We start from the raw sequence: 14,915 nt of genomic DNA on the forward strand, positions 1-14,915 counted from the left end.
TCATGGCAGTTGTTTACAACCCTCGTTGCTCGATGTTTAAAACCAGTTTTTAGTCTCTGATAGTTTTAGTATGCTCCCGGCCGACAGTTCAAACGCCGGCGACCGCCTGAGACGGTTCCCGGCTGCCAGCGCCCTCCCCGTGCGCCGCGGTTTCCACGAATCGGAATCCATCCCAGTCCGGTTGTCCACACGACAGCGGGTACAACCCGCCCTCCCCGTTGTCGAGTGCTCAGTTCACAGTGGGTCGGTGCTACTGTTGGACCCACATCACAGAGCAAAAGTACTCATGAAACGACGTGTACGTCGATTAGACTGTTGCGATGTAAATATGCCTGCGTCGAGATGCAGAGACGACGTGGTCTGCGATGTGTCTCACCGAGGAGTCGGACATCTCGGTACGGCACTCGATACCCGGGCAATGTTCGCTACGAGACCGACGCTCCACATCCCGGCGGTAGTATCGCGGAAGGTGGTCAGCAGTGCGTGATCGGACCGTATTGTTACTGGCCGTCGTCGCAATCGTCTCACTCACTGGTAGCATCGCGACGCTCGCAGTGACAGAGTCGGCAGACTCCCGCCTCGATCAGACCGATGACACATCAGTATCGGTGTCGGACGGAGCAACCGGCCGGTTCGCACGTCTCCACGCAGCCGGCGTCACAGGTTCAAACGTCTCGGTCGGCATCGTCGATCCGACCGGATTCGACACGGAGTCGAAAACGATTGCCGGGCAGGTCGCCGAAACGCGGGGCTTCGGTGTTGGGCCCGTACACAATACCCGCGAGACACACGGAACCGCGACGGCCGCCGTCGTGTCACGGACCGCACCGGACGCAGACCTGTATCTCGCCCGGGTCGACAGCGTCGACAGTTATCGACAGGCAGTTGAGTGGCTTGTTCGAGAGGACATCGACGTGATTGTCGCCCCCGTTTCCTTCTACGGGCAGCCGGGCGATGGAACCGGACCAGTCGCTCGGAGCGCGACACAAGCGACGGAGAGTGGCTCAGTGTTCGTTGCCCCAGCCGGTAATCTCGCGCAATCCCACTGGTCAGGACAGTACACATCCGAAGTCGTCCAGAATCGGACAGTCGCGTTTACCAGCGAGAGCCGAGAGAATTACATCCGGGGCGGGACCGAAATCACGGTCTGGCTCTCGTGGGACAGAGACCACGCGGGCGAGGAGTACACAGTCGAACTGTATCGGACGAACGGAACCGACGCCCGCCTCGTCGCCCGCTCACAGCCCTACCGCGGCGACGATGTGCCAAACGAGCGTATCGTTGCCGACGTCAGACCCGGCGACTACTACCTCGTCGTTCGAGGCCCAGCATCGCCGACTGGCGCACGACTCCGACTCGTGTCACCGACGCACGACCTCCAGCACACGACGACTCGGAACAGCATTGTCGCCCCGGGCACGGCCCGAGAAGTCATCACTGTCGGGGCATACAACAGCCGTGTCGACCAGCTCGAACCGTTCAGTTCACGAGGCCCGACAGTCGATAATCGGGTCGGCGTCGACATCGTGGCACCTGACAGACAGTTCGCCGACGCCGCACCAGACGGTTTCGTCGGCTCTTCGGCCGCAGTCCCATACGTCGGTGGCACCGCGGCCCTACTACTGGACGCAAACGATTCGCTGTCTCCCCACGAAACCGAACGCCTGCTGGAACGGACCACGAGAGACGTGGGACAGTCGGGGCTCGACAACGGGACCGGCCACGGGACGGTCAACCCGGTCCGTGCGGTCCGGACTGCACAGAACCGTACCGATGGTTAAATCTCGTTTTAACCCAGCCATAGGACTTTGAGGAACCCCGTAGCATGTATTCGACAGTGCCGCCATGTCGAGCCTCATCGAAACGATACAGGAGCGGACCGGGACAACAGACGAATCACCGCGGGTACTCGATGTTTCGGGGACTGAAACCGACGACGTGCTCGACGCGCTCGCGTCGGACACCAGTCGGTCGCTGTTCCGCACGCTCTACGACGAGCCGGGCACCCCGTCCGAGATAGCGGACCGGTGTGACACGTCGGTCCAGAACGTCCACTACCACGTCTCGAATCTCAAAGACGCAGAGCTTATCGAGCCGGTCGAAACGGTCTACTCCTCGAAAGGCAACGAGATGACCGTGTACGGTCCCGCCAGCGATCCGATCGTTCTAGTTGGCGACCATGACTTAGCGCCGCGCATCCAGCAATCGATGGCCAACGTTGTCTCGGGGCTGGGGCTGATCGGCTTTGCGAGTCTCTTCGTTCAATGGGGTGCAGAAAGACTAGCGGACTCACCCGCTGGCGGCGGGGTCTTGGCTCCAGCGAGTCCGCAGACAGGGCCGATCAGTGGAACCAGTACACTCGCGTGGTTCGTTTTCGAAGTCGTCGAGCCGGGCGTGTTGTTTTTCTGTCTCTGTCTCACCGTTCTGGGTATCGCTGCGTTGCTGGCCGATCAGTGACTCCGAATAAGTGAGGTCACAGGAGCGATACCGCTGCCGTGGATAACCTCTGCTCAAAAGAACATTGTTCACTGTCCCAGCACCAGACCTACAGTTGGAGGTGAGTCAGTGAGAGGTGGTGTCCGGATGAAAAATGCACCGCGAACAGTCTCGGTATCGTTTCAAAACCGATGGGTAGACGACTGTCACAGCCTCAGTTCATGATAGATCGCAAGCAGATCCCCACACCAGCGATAGCGAGGACGCCGCCGACGGCGAGAGCGCCAGCACCGATGCCGAAGTCACTGTTCTGTGACTGCTGTGTGGCTGGCGTTTCGCCGGTAACTGAATCGACACCATCTGAAGCCGCGTCCGCGGACGTGGTGTTGCTGTCGACAATGACTAGTGTTTCGATTGCATCGGGCTGACCAGCCGTTTCAGTCCCACGAAACAGCGACATGTCGTAGTTGGCCGCAGCGAGTTGCGAATCCAGCGCGACTTCCGAACCGGATTCGACTGCCACAGCGTCGGCATCCGCCGCAGTTTCGAGTGTGGGTTCGTCGTGTCCAGCTGCCGTGGTGTCAAACAGGAGAACGACACGGGAATCGCCGTTCCCGTCGCGAACGGTCGCATTGATCTCGTAGTTGGTGTCCGGGCTCCCGATAGAAACAGTGGCTGCGTCAGCAGTTGCGAGAACGATGGGAATCCGGCCAGTGTCGCCCTGTTTGATTTGGGACACCGTCTCCTCGAAACCGAAGTCATCCGTCTCCTCGACCTCGAACTCCTCGTTTGCCGTCCCGTTTGCTTCGATGACGAGGGTTCCAACAGTCGGCGTGCCATCCGTTGTCTGGCCGTCGAACAGACGGTAGGTGTACGCGGCAGGGGCAAGCGTCGAGGGGAGGTCCGGCTCTGGCGCAGTCACGCTCACGGAGTCACCGTCGTCCGCAACACTGAGTGTCTCCGAATCCATGCCGGCAGCCGCAGTGTCGAACAGAACCAGCACCTCACCGTCATTGTCGTCGTCACTGACGGTCGCGTTGATCTGGTAATTGACCGCCTCGCTACCGACGGACAGGGTTTTCTTCCCGCCGTCAGCCATCGACACCGGAATTTCAGCGGTCTCGCCCTGAGAGACGGTGACGACGTTTTCGTCGCTGTCAGCCTGTTTCGGGGTCTCTGTTTCCGGGACCGTATCAGTACAGTCGCCGTCACACTGGGCGATGGTCTCAGTCCGTTCAAACAGCGTGTCGCCGTCGACATGAGCAGACAGTTCATAGGACGTGTTCGCTGGCACGCTATCCAGATCGAACTGGGCGACGAATGTCCCATTGGGTTGCACGCTGACCTGACGTTGGTAAAGGAACGGGTTCGACGCATCGGCCGACTTGACCTGAACGGTCATCTCAGTTCCGGGTTCCAACGCGGTCTCTCCAGTGACCACCTGTTGTTCATCGGCGTGCAGCGGAAGGCTGTCCTCTGAGACCGTAGCTTGCTGCTCAGCGGCGGCCAGTCCCGGACCCGCCGCCGCTGCGGCGATAAGCACCGCGGCCAGTGCTACCGACCGAACGCTCACAGAATCACCTCCTGTGGAGCGGGTACCTGTGTGTACATTCGAGATCTATACTGCCGACAGTACCGTATCGCAGGTGGAGGGCAATTCGCTGGCATACGACTGGCAGTTAGGGTGGGAGTGAAAAACCGGCTCCGATAGCTTAAAACTACGTTGAACTCGCGATGCTGACTGGACCGAGGAGTCGGTGGGTCCGATATGACGTAACCGGTAGTATCTGTTAGGCCGTTTCGACGGAACACTGTGCCAGTTACCCACAGACGCAATCGTTTTCGGGGAAGAGACGGCAGAGCACAGAGAGTTAGGTGAGATGCAGTATTTTTATGGTAATTTCCGTATGAATGACTAGTATGCGAACGGTCCTCGCAAACCAGCTCTCCAACGTCCGGGTCGTGAGTACCGATGGCCGCGAAGTCGGCACACTGCAAAACATTACGCTCGATACAACTACAGGAGAACTTCAGACGATTGTCATCAACAGCGACGTTCCAGAGATATTCGGCGTTGAACGGGATCACGACGGCGACATTCGATTGCCGGCGTCCCTCATCGAATCGATGCGGGATCACCTGACCATTCAGCCGCCTGCAGAACAGAGTGTCGCAGATAGCGATACCGTGGACTCATAGGCAACCCGTCGGCTGTGCAAACGGGCCGGAACGAATGCAGTTGTTAGCTGTGTGTATTCAGTTGTCGGTGACTAACGGGGAGAGCGGCTACAGGACTTCAGGGTGGCTTGTGCGAGGGCAGACCGCTCCGTGCTGTAGTTCCAAAGACTGGTCACGACTCGCAACGCATGCCGACTGAACACCGATGAGGCAGGCGACTGGTCACCGTAACATCGCGTCGGCGTACTCACTCGCCGTCTGTCGGGCCGTTTCGAGTTCCCCGGTGTCGTCTAGCATCACGGCCCGGGTCCGGGCACCGTCGATGATCGTCAGCAACGAACGGGTAACGTGACCTGCATCGACATCGTTGAACACACCCTCGTCGATGCCGTGATTGATGACCGCCTTGAGCATATAGCGGATGTACTCATCGTTCTGGCGGAACCGGTCGCTGAACGCTTCCTTATACGGTGCTTGACTCCGCATCTCAAGCAGCGCAACCGAGAGATCTGGGTTTTCCTGAGGTTTAACGAGCAGTTCATCGAGCAAGAGGTCCAGTCGTGCTTCGGGGTCCGTTGTCTCGACGTCGTGAATCGAATCGACGAACCGCTCCAGCAGATAATCGAGAAAGGCCGCAAGAAGGTCGTCTTTCGTGTCGTAATAGTAGTGCACTGCAGCCGTCGATTTGCCGTACTCGTCTGCGATCCGTTGTATCGTGAGATCAGCGTACCCGTGCTCACGCAACGCCCGGTAGGTCGCTTGCATTATCTCCTCGGTCTGGTCCGAGAAGGAACGGTCCGATGGTCCAGCCATTGTGTACCGGTTCCTCCCATGGTTGGATAATCGTTGTGACCCGCATACTATTGCCCAAATGAATTATTAGTCAGTTAGTATCGCTGATACCCAAATGGTGCTAATAATCGTCCTGAATTCATATTTCGGACTCCAAAGCGTTTTTGACTAACCAGTTAGTAAGCATATCACAGCCGCTATGGATGACGATACAGCCACGGAAATTCTTGAGGCGACGTACCGCGCCCTCTGCCAGCACGGGTACGCCGCGCTCACGGTCAAAGACATCGCTGCTGAGGCAGACCGGAGCAAAGCGTCTATTCATTACTACTACGACAGCAAAGAGCACCTTTTTACCGAGTTTCTGGACTTCTTGTACGAACGATACACTGCAAAGATAACGGATGTTGACGGGAGTACGCCGCGGGAAGAACTCGATTCGCTGTTGAACACAGTTCTCACTGATGGACGAACGACGCCCGGGAAAGAGTTCAGAACGGCAATGCTCGAACTAAAGGCGCAGGCCCCATACAACGACGCGGTCCGGACACAACTCGCCAAGTTCGATGCCGTTCTCTTCGACCAGTTACGGGAAATCATCGCGGCCGGCGTCGAAACCGGTCAGTTCGACGACGCGGTCGACCCGGCCATCGCAGCTGAGTTTCTCGTGACGACCATTACTGGAGCCCATACCCGCCATGTCGCCACAGACCGTTCGATAGACCGGTTCAACGAGACGATTGTACGGTACACTGAGGCCCATCTCCTGACAGACACGCCAGCGGAGGCGACGCGCTAATGGGGATTCGAAGTCGCGTTAGTGCTCTGTTCAGAGGCCCCGAGGAGTTCGACCTCACGTCGGGTGGCATCGGGAAGCCGCTGTTTTTCCTCTCGATGCCGATTGTCATCACGAATCTCTTTCAGACCGCGTACAACCTCGCGGACACGTTCTGGCTCGGCCAGTATAGCACGGACGCGCTGGCGGCGATCAGCTTCGCCTTCCCGATGGTGTTTCTCCTCATCTCTCTCGGAATGGGGATATCCGTGGCCGGCAGCGTGCTCGTCGCACAGTTTACCGGCGCGGACGAGGAGCGCGAGGCCGAGTACGCTGCCTCTCAGACGGTCACGTTCGCCGTCATCATCTCGTTCGTTCTCGGTATTGTGGGCTATTTCGGCGTTGATACGTTTCTCAGCCTGATGGGCGCGTCCGAGGACGTCCTCCCGATGGCGACCAGTTACATGGAGGTCATCTCGCTTGGCCTGCTGTTCATGTTCGGCTTCTTCGTCTTCGTCGCGCTCATGCGGGGCTATGGCGACACGATAACGCCGATGCTGGTCATGTTCGGCTCGGTCGTCCTCAACATCATCATCGACCCGTTCCTGATATTCGGCTGGACGGTCGTCGAGAACGCGCCACTGGTCGGGACGGTCTCGTTCCCCGAACTCGGGATCGAAGGGGCCGCTATCGCGACCGTGTTCTCGCGGGCGCTGGCGCTGGTGGTCGGGCTGGCGATCATGTTTCGAGGGAACCGCGGCGTCCAGATTCACCTCCGCGATATGGCACCGGATCTTTCCTATCTCCGCCGTCTCGTCCGCATCGGTCTCCCCGCCTCCATCGAGGGAACGGGTCGTGCGCTGTCGATGAATCTGCTGTTGGTCATCGTCGCGATGTTCCCGGATACGGTCGTGGCCGCCTACGGCATCGGGACGCGCGTGTTCTCGGTCGTCTTCCTGCCGGCTATCGCGGTTGCCCGCGGCGTCGAGACGATGACCGGCCAGAACATGGGTGCCGACAAACCGGACCGGGCAGCGAAAGCAGCTGGCCTTGCGGCGACGGTGCTGTTCGGCGTGCTCACCGTGGCTGGCATCCTCGTCTGGTTCACCGCCGCACCGATAGCTGACCTGTTCACGACAAACCCCGAGGTCGTCGACATCACGACACAGTTCCTTCGCTACGTGGCTTTGTCATTCGGGTTCATCGGAATCATGCGGGCCTACACCGGGAGCTTCCGCGGTGCCGGGAAAACGCTCACGGCCGCGGCCATCTCCGTGTTGATGCTTGGGATCATTCGCTTCCCGATTGCGTGGTTCGCCACTGTGCCGTTCGGAGAGGCCGGGATCTGGCTTTCGTTTGCCGTCTCGAACGTCGCGGGGGCGATCATCGCGTACGGCTGGTATCGACGCGGAACGTGGCGGGACAGCAACCTCACCGAGGCCCAAGTCGACATTGACGAGACAGGCGTCGAGATGTCGGCAGAGGGCGACTGACAGCGGTAGCAGCGAGCGCGCGTGACACCATTCGGGTGAACCAATGCTTTCAGTGGAGCCATCGTTACTACTGTTATGCCCCCAGCATCGAATCGCAGTCAGGAGCCCTCGTCGCCGCTGTTTGCAGCTATCTACGACCCGGCAACGGCGCTCGTCGAGCGGACGCTCTTGCGGCCACATCGCGAGTATCTGGTGGCGAATCTGGATGGAACGGTTCTGGACATCGGTGCTGGAACCGGCGCGATGTTTCCGTATTTTGATGCCGTTGCGGCCGCGTCGACGGAGTTTCACGCGACCGAACCGGACCCACATATGCGGCGGCAGGCAGCGGAGAAGGCGAACGCGCAGGCCACGTCGATTCGCATCGAGTCGGCACCGGCGGAAGCCCTCCCGTACGACGACGCCACGTTCGACGTTGTCATCGCCTCGATGGTGTTCTGTACGATTCCGGATATCGAGGCCGCGATGAGCGAGATCACCCGGGTACTCAAACCCGGCGGCGAACTGCGGTTCTTCGAGCACGTCATCGACGATGGATGGCGAGCGGGGATACAGTCAACCCTCGCACCGCTTTGGAAGCGTCTCGCAGGCGGTTGTCACCTGACCCGACAAACAGGGTCGCGGCTCGTCGCTAACCAGTCGTTCGACGTCGTCGAAATCAAGCGACTCAATCTCGGCGTCACACCGATCCGACCGTTCGTTCGGGGACGGCTCCGCAAACGAGCCGTATCTCCGACGCGGTAATTCGGTGGCAGCTAGCTCTGGCTCTGGGTGACAGACCCCTCCTCGTTCGGCTGGATGACGACGAACCCATCGTCGCCGGTGAACTCCATCTGTATCGATTCCCCGGAGGTCTGGCCGATTTCGAACGTCTTGTTCATCTCGATAGACGGCGAGAGGTTCGAACTCCACGCAACGGTCGCATCCGGGTCGGTGAAGACCGGCGGCGTCATCACCAGTGGGTCGCCGTGGGTTGTCAGCGCGACTTCGCCGGGGCCGGTAAGATACACGTTCGTCAGGCCGCCAGCGGCCATGCCGGAGAGGCTGCCGACAGTGTTGATTTCGTAGTCGATAGTTGATTCGAACGCGAGCACGTCGGTACCGTTGACCGATATCGACTCCCCGTCATCGAGGCGAAGCACCTGTACCTTCTTGCCGTTCTCGGCTACGTAGAGATGGCCGCTCCCTTCGGCCTCCATGACCGGCGTCCCTTCGCCGCTCACGGCCTCCTTGACGAAGCCCGTGATACCGCCTTCCGCCGAGGACTTGCCAGTGAACGTGACCTCGCCGGTGTACGCGACCATCGAGCCGGCTTTGACCATCACCGTTCCGTCGAGCGGGATATCGAGCAGCCTGTTGTTCTCTTTCTGGAACCCATCGCCGCCGTCTTCGGGGGCGTTAGAGCGCACAAATTCCTGTAAATCCATAGTACATCGAGACACTGGATCGGCCATGGTCATAGGCTTCGTGAAGGATTAAAACACGTTTTGTGCGAATGGGTTACATGCTGATGGGCCGCAGCTACCGGACAGCGACGGAGCCGAGTTTGGTATATCCGAATAGCTATTCCAGATAGCTATATAGTCGTTCGGGGAGCCCAGTAACGCCGGCTTTCGTTTTGAGAGAGCGTCGCTCCCCATCGGTGTCCGAACAGCGTAGTTGTACACGACGCTGTCCGGGCCTTTGCGGCGAGATTACCGACGAAGACGAGAGGGTCCGCGGTAGGATCCAAACGATCCAAGAGCCGTTCGAGCGTCGGGCGACAGCCGTGGACGTCGTCGACAACGTAGATCTCCGCCCATTCGTGGCCGTGGATTCACTGGTGTGGCGCGCGAGGTCGGGATGAAACGTCGGTGGTGGTTCGAGAGCGTCGAGTCAGCCCTCGACAGCATCTCTGGTGTGTTCGGCATCCAACCCGAACAACAGTCCGGCGAGAAACAGCAGTTCGTTACCCTGATAGTACTGTTCGATTACGAAGTTGATCAGGCCGATATCCGGTGTCGTCGCTCCCAACAGCACCAGAACGAGCGCGAGAGCGGCAGCAAGTCCGGCGACCCACCGTACGACGATACCTGAGAGCAGCCCCACGATGAAGACAACAACAGCAGTGAACAGACTCATGTCTTGCTCCAGCGTGTTGCAGTTGTTGATCTGACAGTATCTTCCATAGGGTGAACAACAGTTCCACTGTATATAGTTCTACTAGCAGCAGGGAAGAGAGAGTCACATCACTCGATTTCGGCAGCGACACGCGCCAGACAGCCCTCACCCGGTTCGAAGTACGAGTAGTGGTCGGCGACGAGGTCAGAGACGTTCACGTCTTGGTAGCCGTCGGGAAGTGTCCCCACGTCACGAGTTCCAGCGTGGCCGACGGCGTGTGTCCGGTCCGACGCTCGGTAAATCCACGAGAGGACCCTGTCGTTGTGGCTGTAGAAATTCGACACCGGCGCGTCAACGGTTCCGATAGCGTCGCCGTAACGGCCACCCTGCACCACGCTATTGTATGGGATAGCACCGCCGAGCAACGACACTGAAGCGAGGGCGTCGGTCGCCCCTCGCTCGGCGAGTGCCCGGAGCGTCTCGCCGGTCACCCGCGCGCCGAGCGAATGAGCGAGCAAATGGATGGGCCGTCCGTCGGTTTCAGCCCACTCGACCAGCCACTGGGCGAGAGGAGTACTGTTCGCCTCGGCGTTGGCCTTCGCCTGCTCCCAGTCGACGTTAGAATCCCAGCTGTATGCGACGACCGGTGCGGACGTGGTCCCTTCGAGCGCTACCTGTGCGGTATAGGCATTGTCGAGGGCCGTCTCGGCGTCGGTACTGAATCCGTGGACGAACAGGAACACGGCCGACGCGTCGTCGAACGACCACGTACCATCAGTCTCGAAGGCCGGCTCATCCGCTGGGTCGAGGAGCCCGCGCGTAGTGACGACTGGCTGTGAGTCCGGCGCACTGTAGTCGCCGGAATCGCCTCGCAACGACCAGTACACGTAGGCACCACCGCCGCCGATCAGACCGAGCCCACTCCCGAGACCGAGAAGCAGCCGTCGTCTTGTCACGCCGTTTTGACTGTCCATTGCTGGTAGCTTGTGGGTAGGTCACAGGTGTACCGATAAGTCAGTTGAGATTGTCGCGCTCGGAAACGAAATACAACCCAAAAGCTGTGTCACAGCCCACAGGCTCATGTCCCGGCGGGCAGTCATCGGAGCCATGACAACTTGGGACGAGCGATACCGAACGGGCGCGTACCCACAGTGCCCGGACCCACATTCGGTGTTAGACCGATACCTGCCGACCTTCCCGGAGGGGCGGGCGCTGGACATCGCAACCGGGACTGGGCGGAACGCGCTTCCGGTCGCAGCGGCCGGGTACCGCGTCGATGCGGTCGACCAGTCACGCGAGGGGCTTCGTATCGCTCGGGAGAACGCACACACAGCGGGCGTCGAAGACGATATCGAGTGGCTACAGGCGGACCTCGACTCGTTTACGTATCCGGCGTCCACGTACGACCTCATTACGATCAGCTTCTATCGTCCCGTCGACCGCCTCCCCGACATCATCGAAGCGCTGGCCGACGGCGGCTGTCTGTTCATCCAGCACCACCTCCGGACGAGCGACGACGTGGACGGCGGCCCCTCCGGGGACCGGTATCGGTTCGCTTCGAACGAACTGCTCAGGGCCGGACTCGGGCTGACCGTGTTGCACTACGACGAGCGCACCACAACGACGGGTGAGACAACCGCCGCCACCGCCCAACTGGTCGCCAGAAAGTCCCACGGAAGCAGACAGTCGTATCCGGATATCTCGGAGTAAGATAGCAGATGGAGACAAGAGTCAAACAACGCTCCACAGGCTATTGGTTTCAGGCAGTGTACCCTGAATAAACTGCACAGCAGATCTGCGGATTGACTGGAATATCAAACAGAGAAAAGACTAGGCGCTACTCATTCTTGGATACTGAATTCAATCTCAGCCTCGTTTATCGTGACGATAATGTTTGACCCCATCTGGAGGTCGTATTCTTCGATATTGAATGGATACTCCTGTTCACGCCCATCACCAAGGGAGATTGTGAGCGTATAGTCGCCAGTCTCGGAGATACCCGGATACACATTTTTTCTGCCGCTGGGAGTGACTGCTGTTTCGCCTTCAAACACGACTGAGTCCCCTGTCACGACTGATACCGCCACTGTGGCTTGTTCCGAAGTCTCATTATCGAGTACGACGAAAATGTCTTCTGCAACATCCGGGTCGGTCTCTGCGGCACAGCCAGCAAATGGAATCAGTAAGGGCAAGAACGACAGCAGTGATCGTCGCTTCATCACTCGACGAGCGACCTGCCAGCAGTAAATGTCTTGTCTGTACTGACTGCTTCAAAGTGGGTGTGACGACGATATAGAACACCGTAGATGAGACCGTGGAACCACGAATAAGGAGACCGCAGATGGGAAGCCGAACTGATTCGAGGATCAGTCCCCGGACGGTTCTTCTCCGCCGTCAGCAAGCGCCGGCAGTCGCTCGCGCTCGAACCACGCGAACTCTCGTGGGAACTGTTCCGTCGCCGCCAAGTCCCAAGGGTCGCCATCCGTGACCAGTGGCCCCTCAAGCCACGAGCTCACGAGGTTCCAGACGAAGATGAGCTGGCCGATAACCAGAAGGACGACGCCCAGCGTCGCCAGTTGGTGCAGGAGCGTAAACAGGTCCACCGGGCCGGCAGTCACGGAGTACGTGGCGTACCGCCGGGGCATTCCGGCGTAGCCCAGCAGCACCATCGGGAAGAACGTGACGTTGGTCCCAATAAGTGTCAGCCAGAAGTGCCACTTCGCCAGCGACCGCTGATACCACCGACCGGTGTACAGCGGGAACCAGTAGTAGATGCCCGCGAAGACGGCGAAGGCGATTCCGCCCATGATGACGTAGTGGAAGTGGGCAACGACGTGGTAGGTGTCGTGGAGAATGAGGTCCACGGGAATGGCAGCCTCGAAGACGCCGGTGACGCCGCCGATGATGAAGTTCCCGACGAACCCGACACAGAAGAGGAACGGCGCGGTCGGCCGCAACGCGCCGTTCCACATCGTCGCCATCCAGTTGAACGTCTTCACCGCGCTCGGGATGGCGATAGCGATAGAAACGGCCATGAACGAAGCCCGAAGTCGGGGGTCCATTCCGGTCGCGAACATGTGATGGGCCCAGACGCCAAAGGAAAGGACCCCAAGCGCCAGCGTGGAGTAGACGACAAACTTGAAGCCGAACAGCTTCCGTCCGCAGAACTTCGGCAGAATATAACTCACGAGCCCCATCGGCGGGAGGACGAGAATATACACCTCGGGGTGGCCGAAGAACCAGAACAGGTGCTGCCACAGCAGCGGGCCGCCGCCGTCGAGCGCGAAGAACGTCGTTCCGAGGTTGCGGTCGAGCAGGAGCATGACCAGTGCACTGCCCAGCAGTGGAAAGGCAAACAGAATCTGTGCAGACTGGACCAGAACAGTCCACGAAAAGATATCAAGGGTCGCCCACGTCACGTCCTCGCTTCGCTCGGTGAAAATAGTCGCAATGAAGTTGATCGCCCCCATCGTCGCCGCGACACCCGAGAGGTGGAGGCCGAGGAGCATCAGGTCCACGCCGGGGTTCTGCTGTTCTATCGACAGCGGCGTGTACATCGTCCAAGCGGTCTGTGCCGGTTCGATGTTTTCGAGGAACGGCCCGCCGAGGACGCCGCCCCAGATGAGCAGGGCGGCCGGTGGTAGCAGCCAGAACGCGATGGCGTTGATTCGCGGGAAGGCCATGTCGTCGGCCCCGATGAGCAGCGGGATCAGATAGTTCGAAAACGCCGCCAGCATAGGCGTTCCAAACAGGAACAGCATCGTGATGCCGTGGGTCGTCAGGAGCCCGTTGTACGCGTTCGTGCTGAGGAAGTCCTCAGCGGGGTACATCAGTTCGAACCGCATCAGGACGACGGCGATACCGCCCCAAGCGAACGCGACGACCGCGAACACGCCGTAGAGAAGCCCGATATCTTTGTGATCGACTGTCGTCAGCCACCGGAGAATCCCGCTCGGTTTCTCCGCATGGGTCCGTTCGTGAGCCCCGTGGCCGCCACCTATCGCAATCGTGTACGACCGCCAGTCTTCGATCCGTGCGAGTATCCCAGCGATACCGACGAGCAGTCCCGCCATCAGGACTGTCGTCGCCAATGCGCCTACAGACACCATTTGGAGGGTCTTTATACGGACCATCCGTGGTTCTTGTCCGGAAGATGTTCGGAAGCAGTTTATATACACCCCGGGTGCGAACGGTGGCAGCCACAGACGAAGGGGTTCGGGGCGGAGACTTTCCGTCGTGCGGTCGGAACTCCGTCCGATGAACCCGCAGTACCGAAACCGACAGCGAGGGACTGCCTCAAGCGCCAACAACCGATCGGGACTGTATCGACTTGAGACGGGCTTCGTACCGACAGTTGCTCGTGAGTACACTCACAGTGAGGATTCACGATGACGGCGACTGACTTCGACGCCGCCCGGGCGTACGACGACGACCAGTTCTCGGCGGTCGAAGTGTTCCGCAGCGACCGAATGAAAGTCGTCTGTGGCTACTTCGAGCCCGGACAGTTCATCCCGGTGCATGCGCCCGCAAGCGACGTAGCGATACACGTCCAGTCCGGGACCGGTCTGGTCCGTGACGGGGACACAGAGCGGGCGGTCGAACCGGGCGACGTGGTGGTCGTCGATGCTGACACCGACCGCGGTGTCAAAGCGGACGGAGATGGGCGGCTAGAAGCGTTACTGGTGACCGCACCGCCGCCGACCGATGCAGAACACGACCCGGTCCGGAAAGGGCTCAAGCAAAACGAGTTCGACCCGTAAGGCCCGAGTCGAGTTGGTTCCATAGTCGACAACGGCCGACATCAGTCGACGACGTAGGAGCGGTGTGACCCACGGGTTCGTACGTCGACGAAATGGTGGCGGGTCGCATCGCCAACGTCGCCGGTGGCGGACTGAGTCGCGGCGGCTTCACCGTATACCTCGTCCGCCGGGAGCAGGTCGCGGTCAGCCAGCTGGTCAACGACAGCGGTAGGTACCGGTTCGCCGTCGCGGACATCGACGATGAGTAGCCGGTCTGTGAAGCTCTTTGCGAGGAACGCGTCGGTAATCGCCGCATTATCGGTCAGCTCCCCAGCCATCGTGCGGAGTTCCGCCTGCCGGTCAGTCATCGATAGCCGGTAGGTCCGCCGCATCGAAAGCCGT

At 59.8% G+C, this 14,915-nt stretch carries 16 protein-coding genes and 1 pseudogene; 8 read left to right on the forward strand and 9 right to left on the reverse strand.

Annotation, left to right across the window (positions count from 1 at the left end; translation table 11 throughout):
- Positions 1-479 precede the first annotated feature (479 nt).
- On the forward strand, positions 480-1,781 hold the full coding sequence (locus tag Har1129_RS18655; protein ID WP_151102336.1) for a S8 family serine peptidase: 1,302 nt from the start codon (positions 480-482) through the stop codon (positions 1,779-1,781).
- Between the two features lie 64 nt (positions 1,782-1,845).
- Positions 1,846-2,457, forward strand: a complete 612-nt coding sequence (locus Har1129_RS18660) for a helix-turn-helix domain-containing protein (protein ID WP_151102337.1) — start codon at positions 1,846-1,848, stop codon at positions 2,455-2,457.
- 193 nt (positions 2,458-2,650) lie between these two features.
- On the opposite strand, the gene Har1129_RS18665 is transcribed toward Har1129_RS18660, so the two are convergent.
- Complete coding sequence (locus tag Har1129_RS18665) at positions 2,651-4,009, reverse strand: BGTF surface domain-containing protein (protein ID WP_225307858.1); 1,359 nt, start codon at positions 4,007-4,009, stop codon at positions 2,651-2,653.
- 347 nt (positions 4,010-4,356) lie between these two features.
- On the opposite strand from Har1129_RS18665, the gene Har1129_RS18670 reads away from it, so the two are divergent.
- Positions 4,357-4,635, forward strand: a complete 279-nt coding sequence (locus Har1129_RS18670; protein WP_151102338.1) for a PRC-barrel domain-containing protein — start codon at positions 4,357-4,359, stop codon at positions 4,633-4,635.
- A gap of 201 nt (positions 4,636-4,836) precedes the next feature.
- Here the strand turns inward: Har1129_RS18670 and Har1129_RS18675 are convergent, their stop codons facing one another.
- On the reverse strand, positions 4,837-5,427 hold the full coding sequence (locus Har1129_RS18675) for a TetR/AcrR family transcriptional regulator (RefSeq protein WP_151102339.1): 591 nt from the start codon (positions 5,425-5,427) through the stop codon (positions 4,837-4,839).
- A 178-nt stretch (positions 5,428-5,605) separates the two neighbouring features.
- Between Har1129_RS18675 and Har1129_RS18680 the strand changes: the two genes are divergently transcribed.
- From Har1129_RS18680 to Har1129_RS18690, 3 genes are all read left to right on the forward strand, one after another.
- Positions 5,606-6,205 carry a TetR/AcrR family transcriptional regulator gene (locus tag Har1129_RS18680; protein ID WP_151102340.1) on the forward strand — a complete coding sequence of 200 codons (600 nt, stop codon included), beginning with the start codon at positions 5,606-5,608 and terminating at the stop codon, positions 6,203-6,205.
- On the forward strand, positions 6,205-7,674 hold the full coding sequence (locus Har1129_RS18685; protein WP_151102341.1) for an MATE family efflux transporter: 1,470 nt from the start codon (positions 6,205-6,207) through the stop codon (positions 7,672-7,674). Before Har1129_RS18680 ends, Har1129_RS18685 begins: the two co-directional genes overlap by 1 nt.
- 75 nt (positions 7,675-7,749) lie before the next feature.
- A complete protein-coding gene (locus tag Har1129_RS18690) occupies positions 7,750-8,418 on the forward strand; it encodes a class I SAM-dependent methyltransferase (RefSeq protein ID WP_191906202.1) in 669 nt (222 codons plus the stop codon).
- A gap of 11 nt (positions 8,419-8,429) precedes the next feature.
- Here Har1129_RS18690 and Har1129_RS18695 read toward each other — a convergent pair whose 3' ends face one another.
- From Har1129_RS18695 to Har1129_RS18710, 4 genes and pseudogenes are all read right to left on the reverse strand, one after another.
- A complete protein-coding gene (locus Har1129_RS18695) occupies positions 8,430-9,101 on the reverse strand; it encodes an AIM24 family protein (protein WP_151102342.1) in 672 nt (223 codons plus the stop codon).
- Positions 9,102-9,344: 243 nt separating this feature from the next.
- Positions 9,345-9,531, reverse strand: a pseudogene (locus Har1129_RS21015) (serine/threonine protein phosphatase); the annotation flags it as partial.
- An 18-nt stretch (positions 9,532-9,549) separates the two neighbouring features.
- Complete coding sequence (locus tag Har1129_RS18705; RefSeq protein WP_151102343.1) at positions 9,550-9,795, reverse strand: hypothetical protein; 246 nt, start codon at positions 9,793-9,795, stop codon at positions 9,550-9,552.
- A 107-nt stretch (positions 9,796-9,902) separates the two neighbouring features.
- Positions 9,903-10,748 (reverse strand): DUF726 domain-containing protein, encoded by an 846-nt coding sequence (locus Har1129_RS18710; RefSeq protein WP_151102344.1) that lies wholly within the window; start codon positions 10,746-10,748, stop codon positions 9,903-9,905.
- Between the two features lie 133 nt (positions 10,749-10,881).
- On the opposite strand from Har1129_RS18710, the gene Har1129_RS18715 reads away from it, so the two are divergent.
- The gene (locus Har1129_RS18715; RefSeq protein WP_151102345.1) at positions 10,882-11,484 is read left to right on the forward strand and encodes a bifunctional 2-polyprenyl-6-hydroxyphenol methylase/3-demethylubiquinol 3-O-methyltransferase UbiG; all 603 of its coding nucleotides are present in this window, start codon (positions 10,882-10,884) and stop codon (positions 11,482-11,484) included.
- 131 nt (positions 11,485-11,615) lie between these two features.
- Here Har1129_RS18715 and Har1129_RS18720 read toward each other — a convergent pair whose 3' ends face one another.
- Together Har1129_RS18720 and Har1129_RS18725 are read right to left on the reverse strand one after the other, a co-directional pair.
- On the reverse strand, positions 11,616-11,993 hold the full coding sequence (locus tag Har1129_RS18720; RefSeq protein WP_151102346.1) for a hypothetical protein: 378 nt from the start codon (positions 11,991-11,993) through the stop codon (positions 11,616-11,618).
- Between the two features lie 147 nt (positions 11,994-12,140).
- Positions 12,141-13,847: a cbb3-type cytochrome c oxidase subunit I gene (locus Har1129_RS18725; RefSeq protein WP_225307859.1), complete on the reverse strand. Its 1,707-nt coding sequence runs from the start codon at positions 13,845-13,847 to the stop codon at positions 12,141-12,143.
- A gap of 315 nt (positions 13,848-14,162) precedes the next feature.
- Between Har1129_RS18725 and Har1129_RS18730 the strand changes: the two genes are divergently transcribed.
- The gene (locus Har1129_RS18730; protein WP_151102347.1) at positions 14,163-14,534 is read left to right on the forward strand and encodes a cupin domain-containing protein; all 372 of its coding nucleotides are present in this window, start codon (positions 14,163-14,165) and stop codon (positions 14,532-14,534) included.
- 41 nt (positions 14,535-14,575) lie between these two features.
- Here Har1129_RS18730 and Har1129_RS18735 read toward each other — a convergent pair whose 3' ends face one another.
- Positions 14,576-14,881, reverse strand: coding sequence for a hypothetical protein (locus tag Har1129_RS18735; RefSeq protein ID WP_151102348.1), 306 nt, complete (start codon positions 14,879-14,881; stop codon positions 14,576-14,578).
- Positions 14,882-14,915: the final 34 nt, after the last annotated feature.

It is taken from the genome of Haloarcula sp. CBA1129 (assembly GCF_008729015.1).
GTDB lineage: Archaea > Halobacteriota > Halobacteria > Halobacteriales > Haloarculaceae > Haloarcula.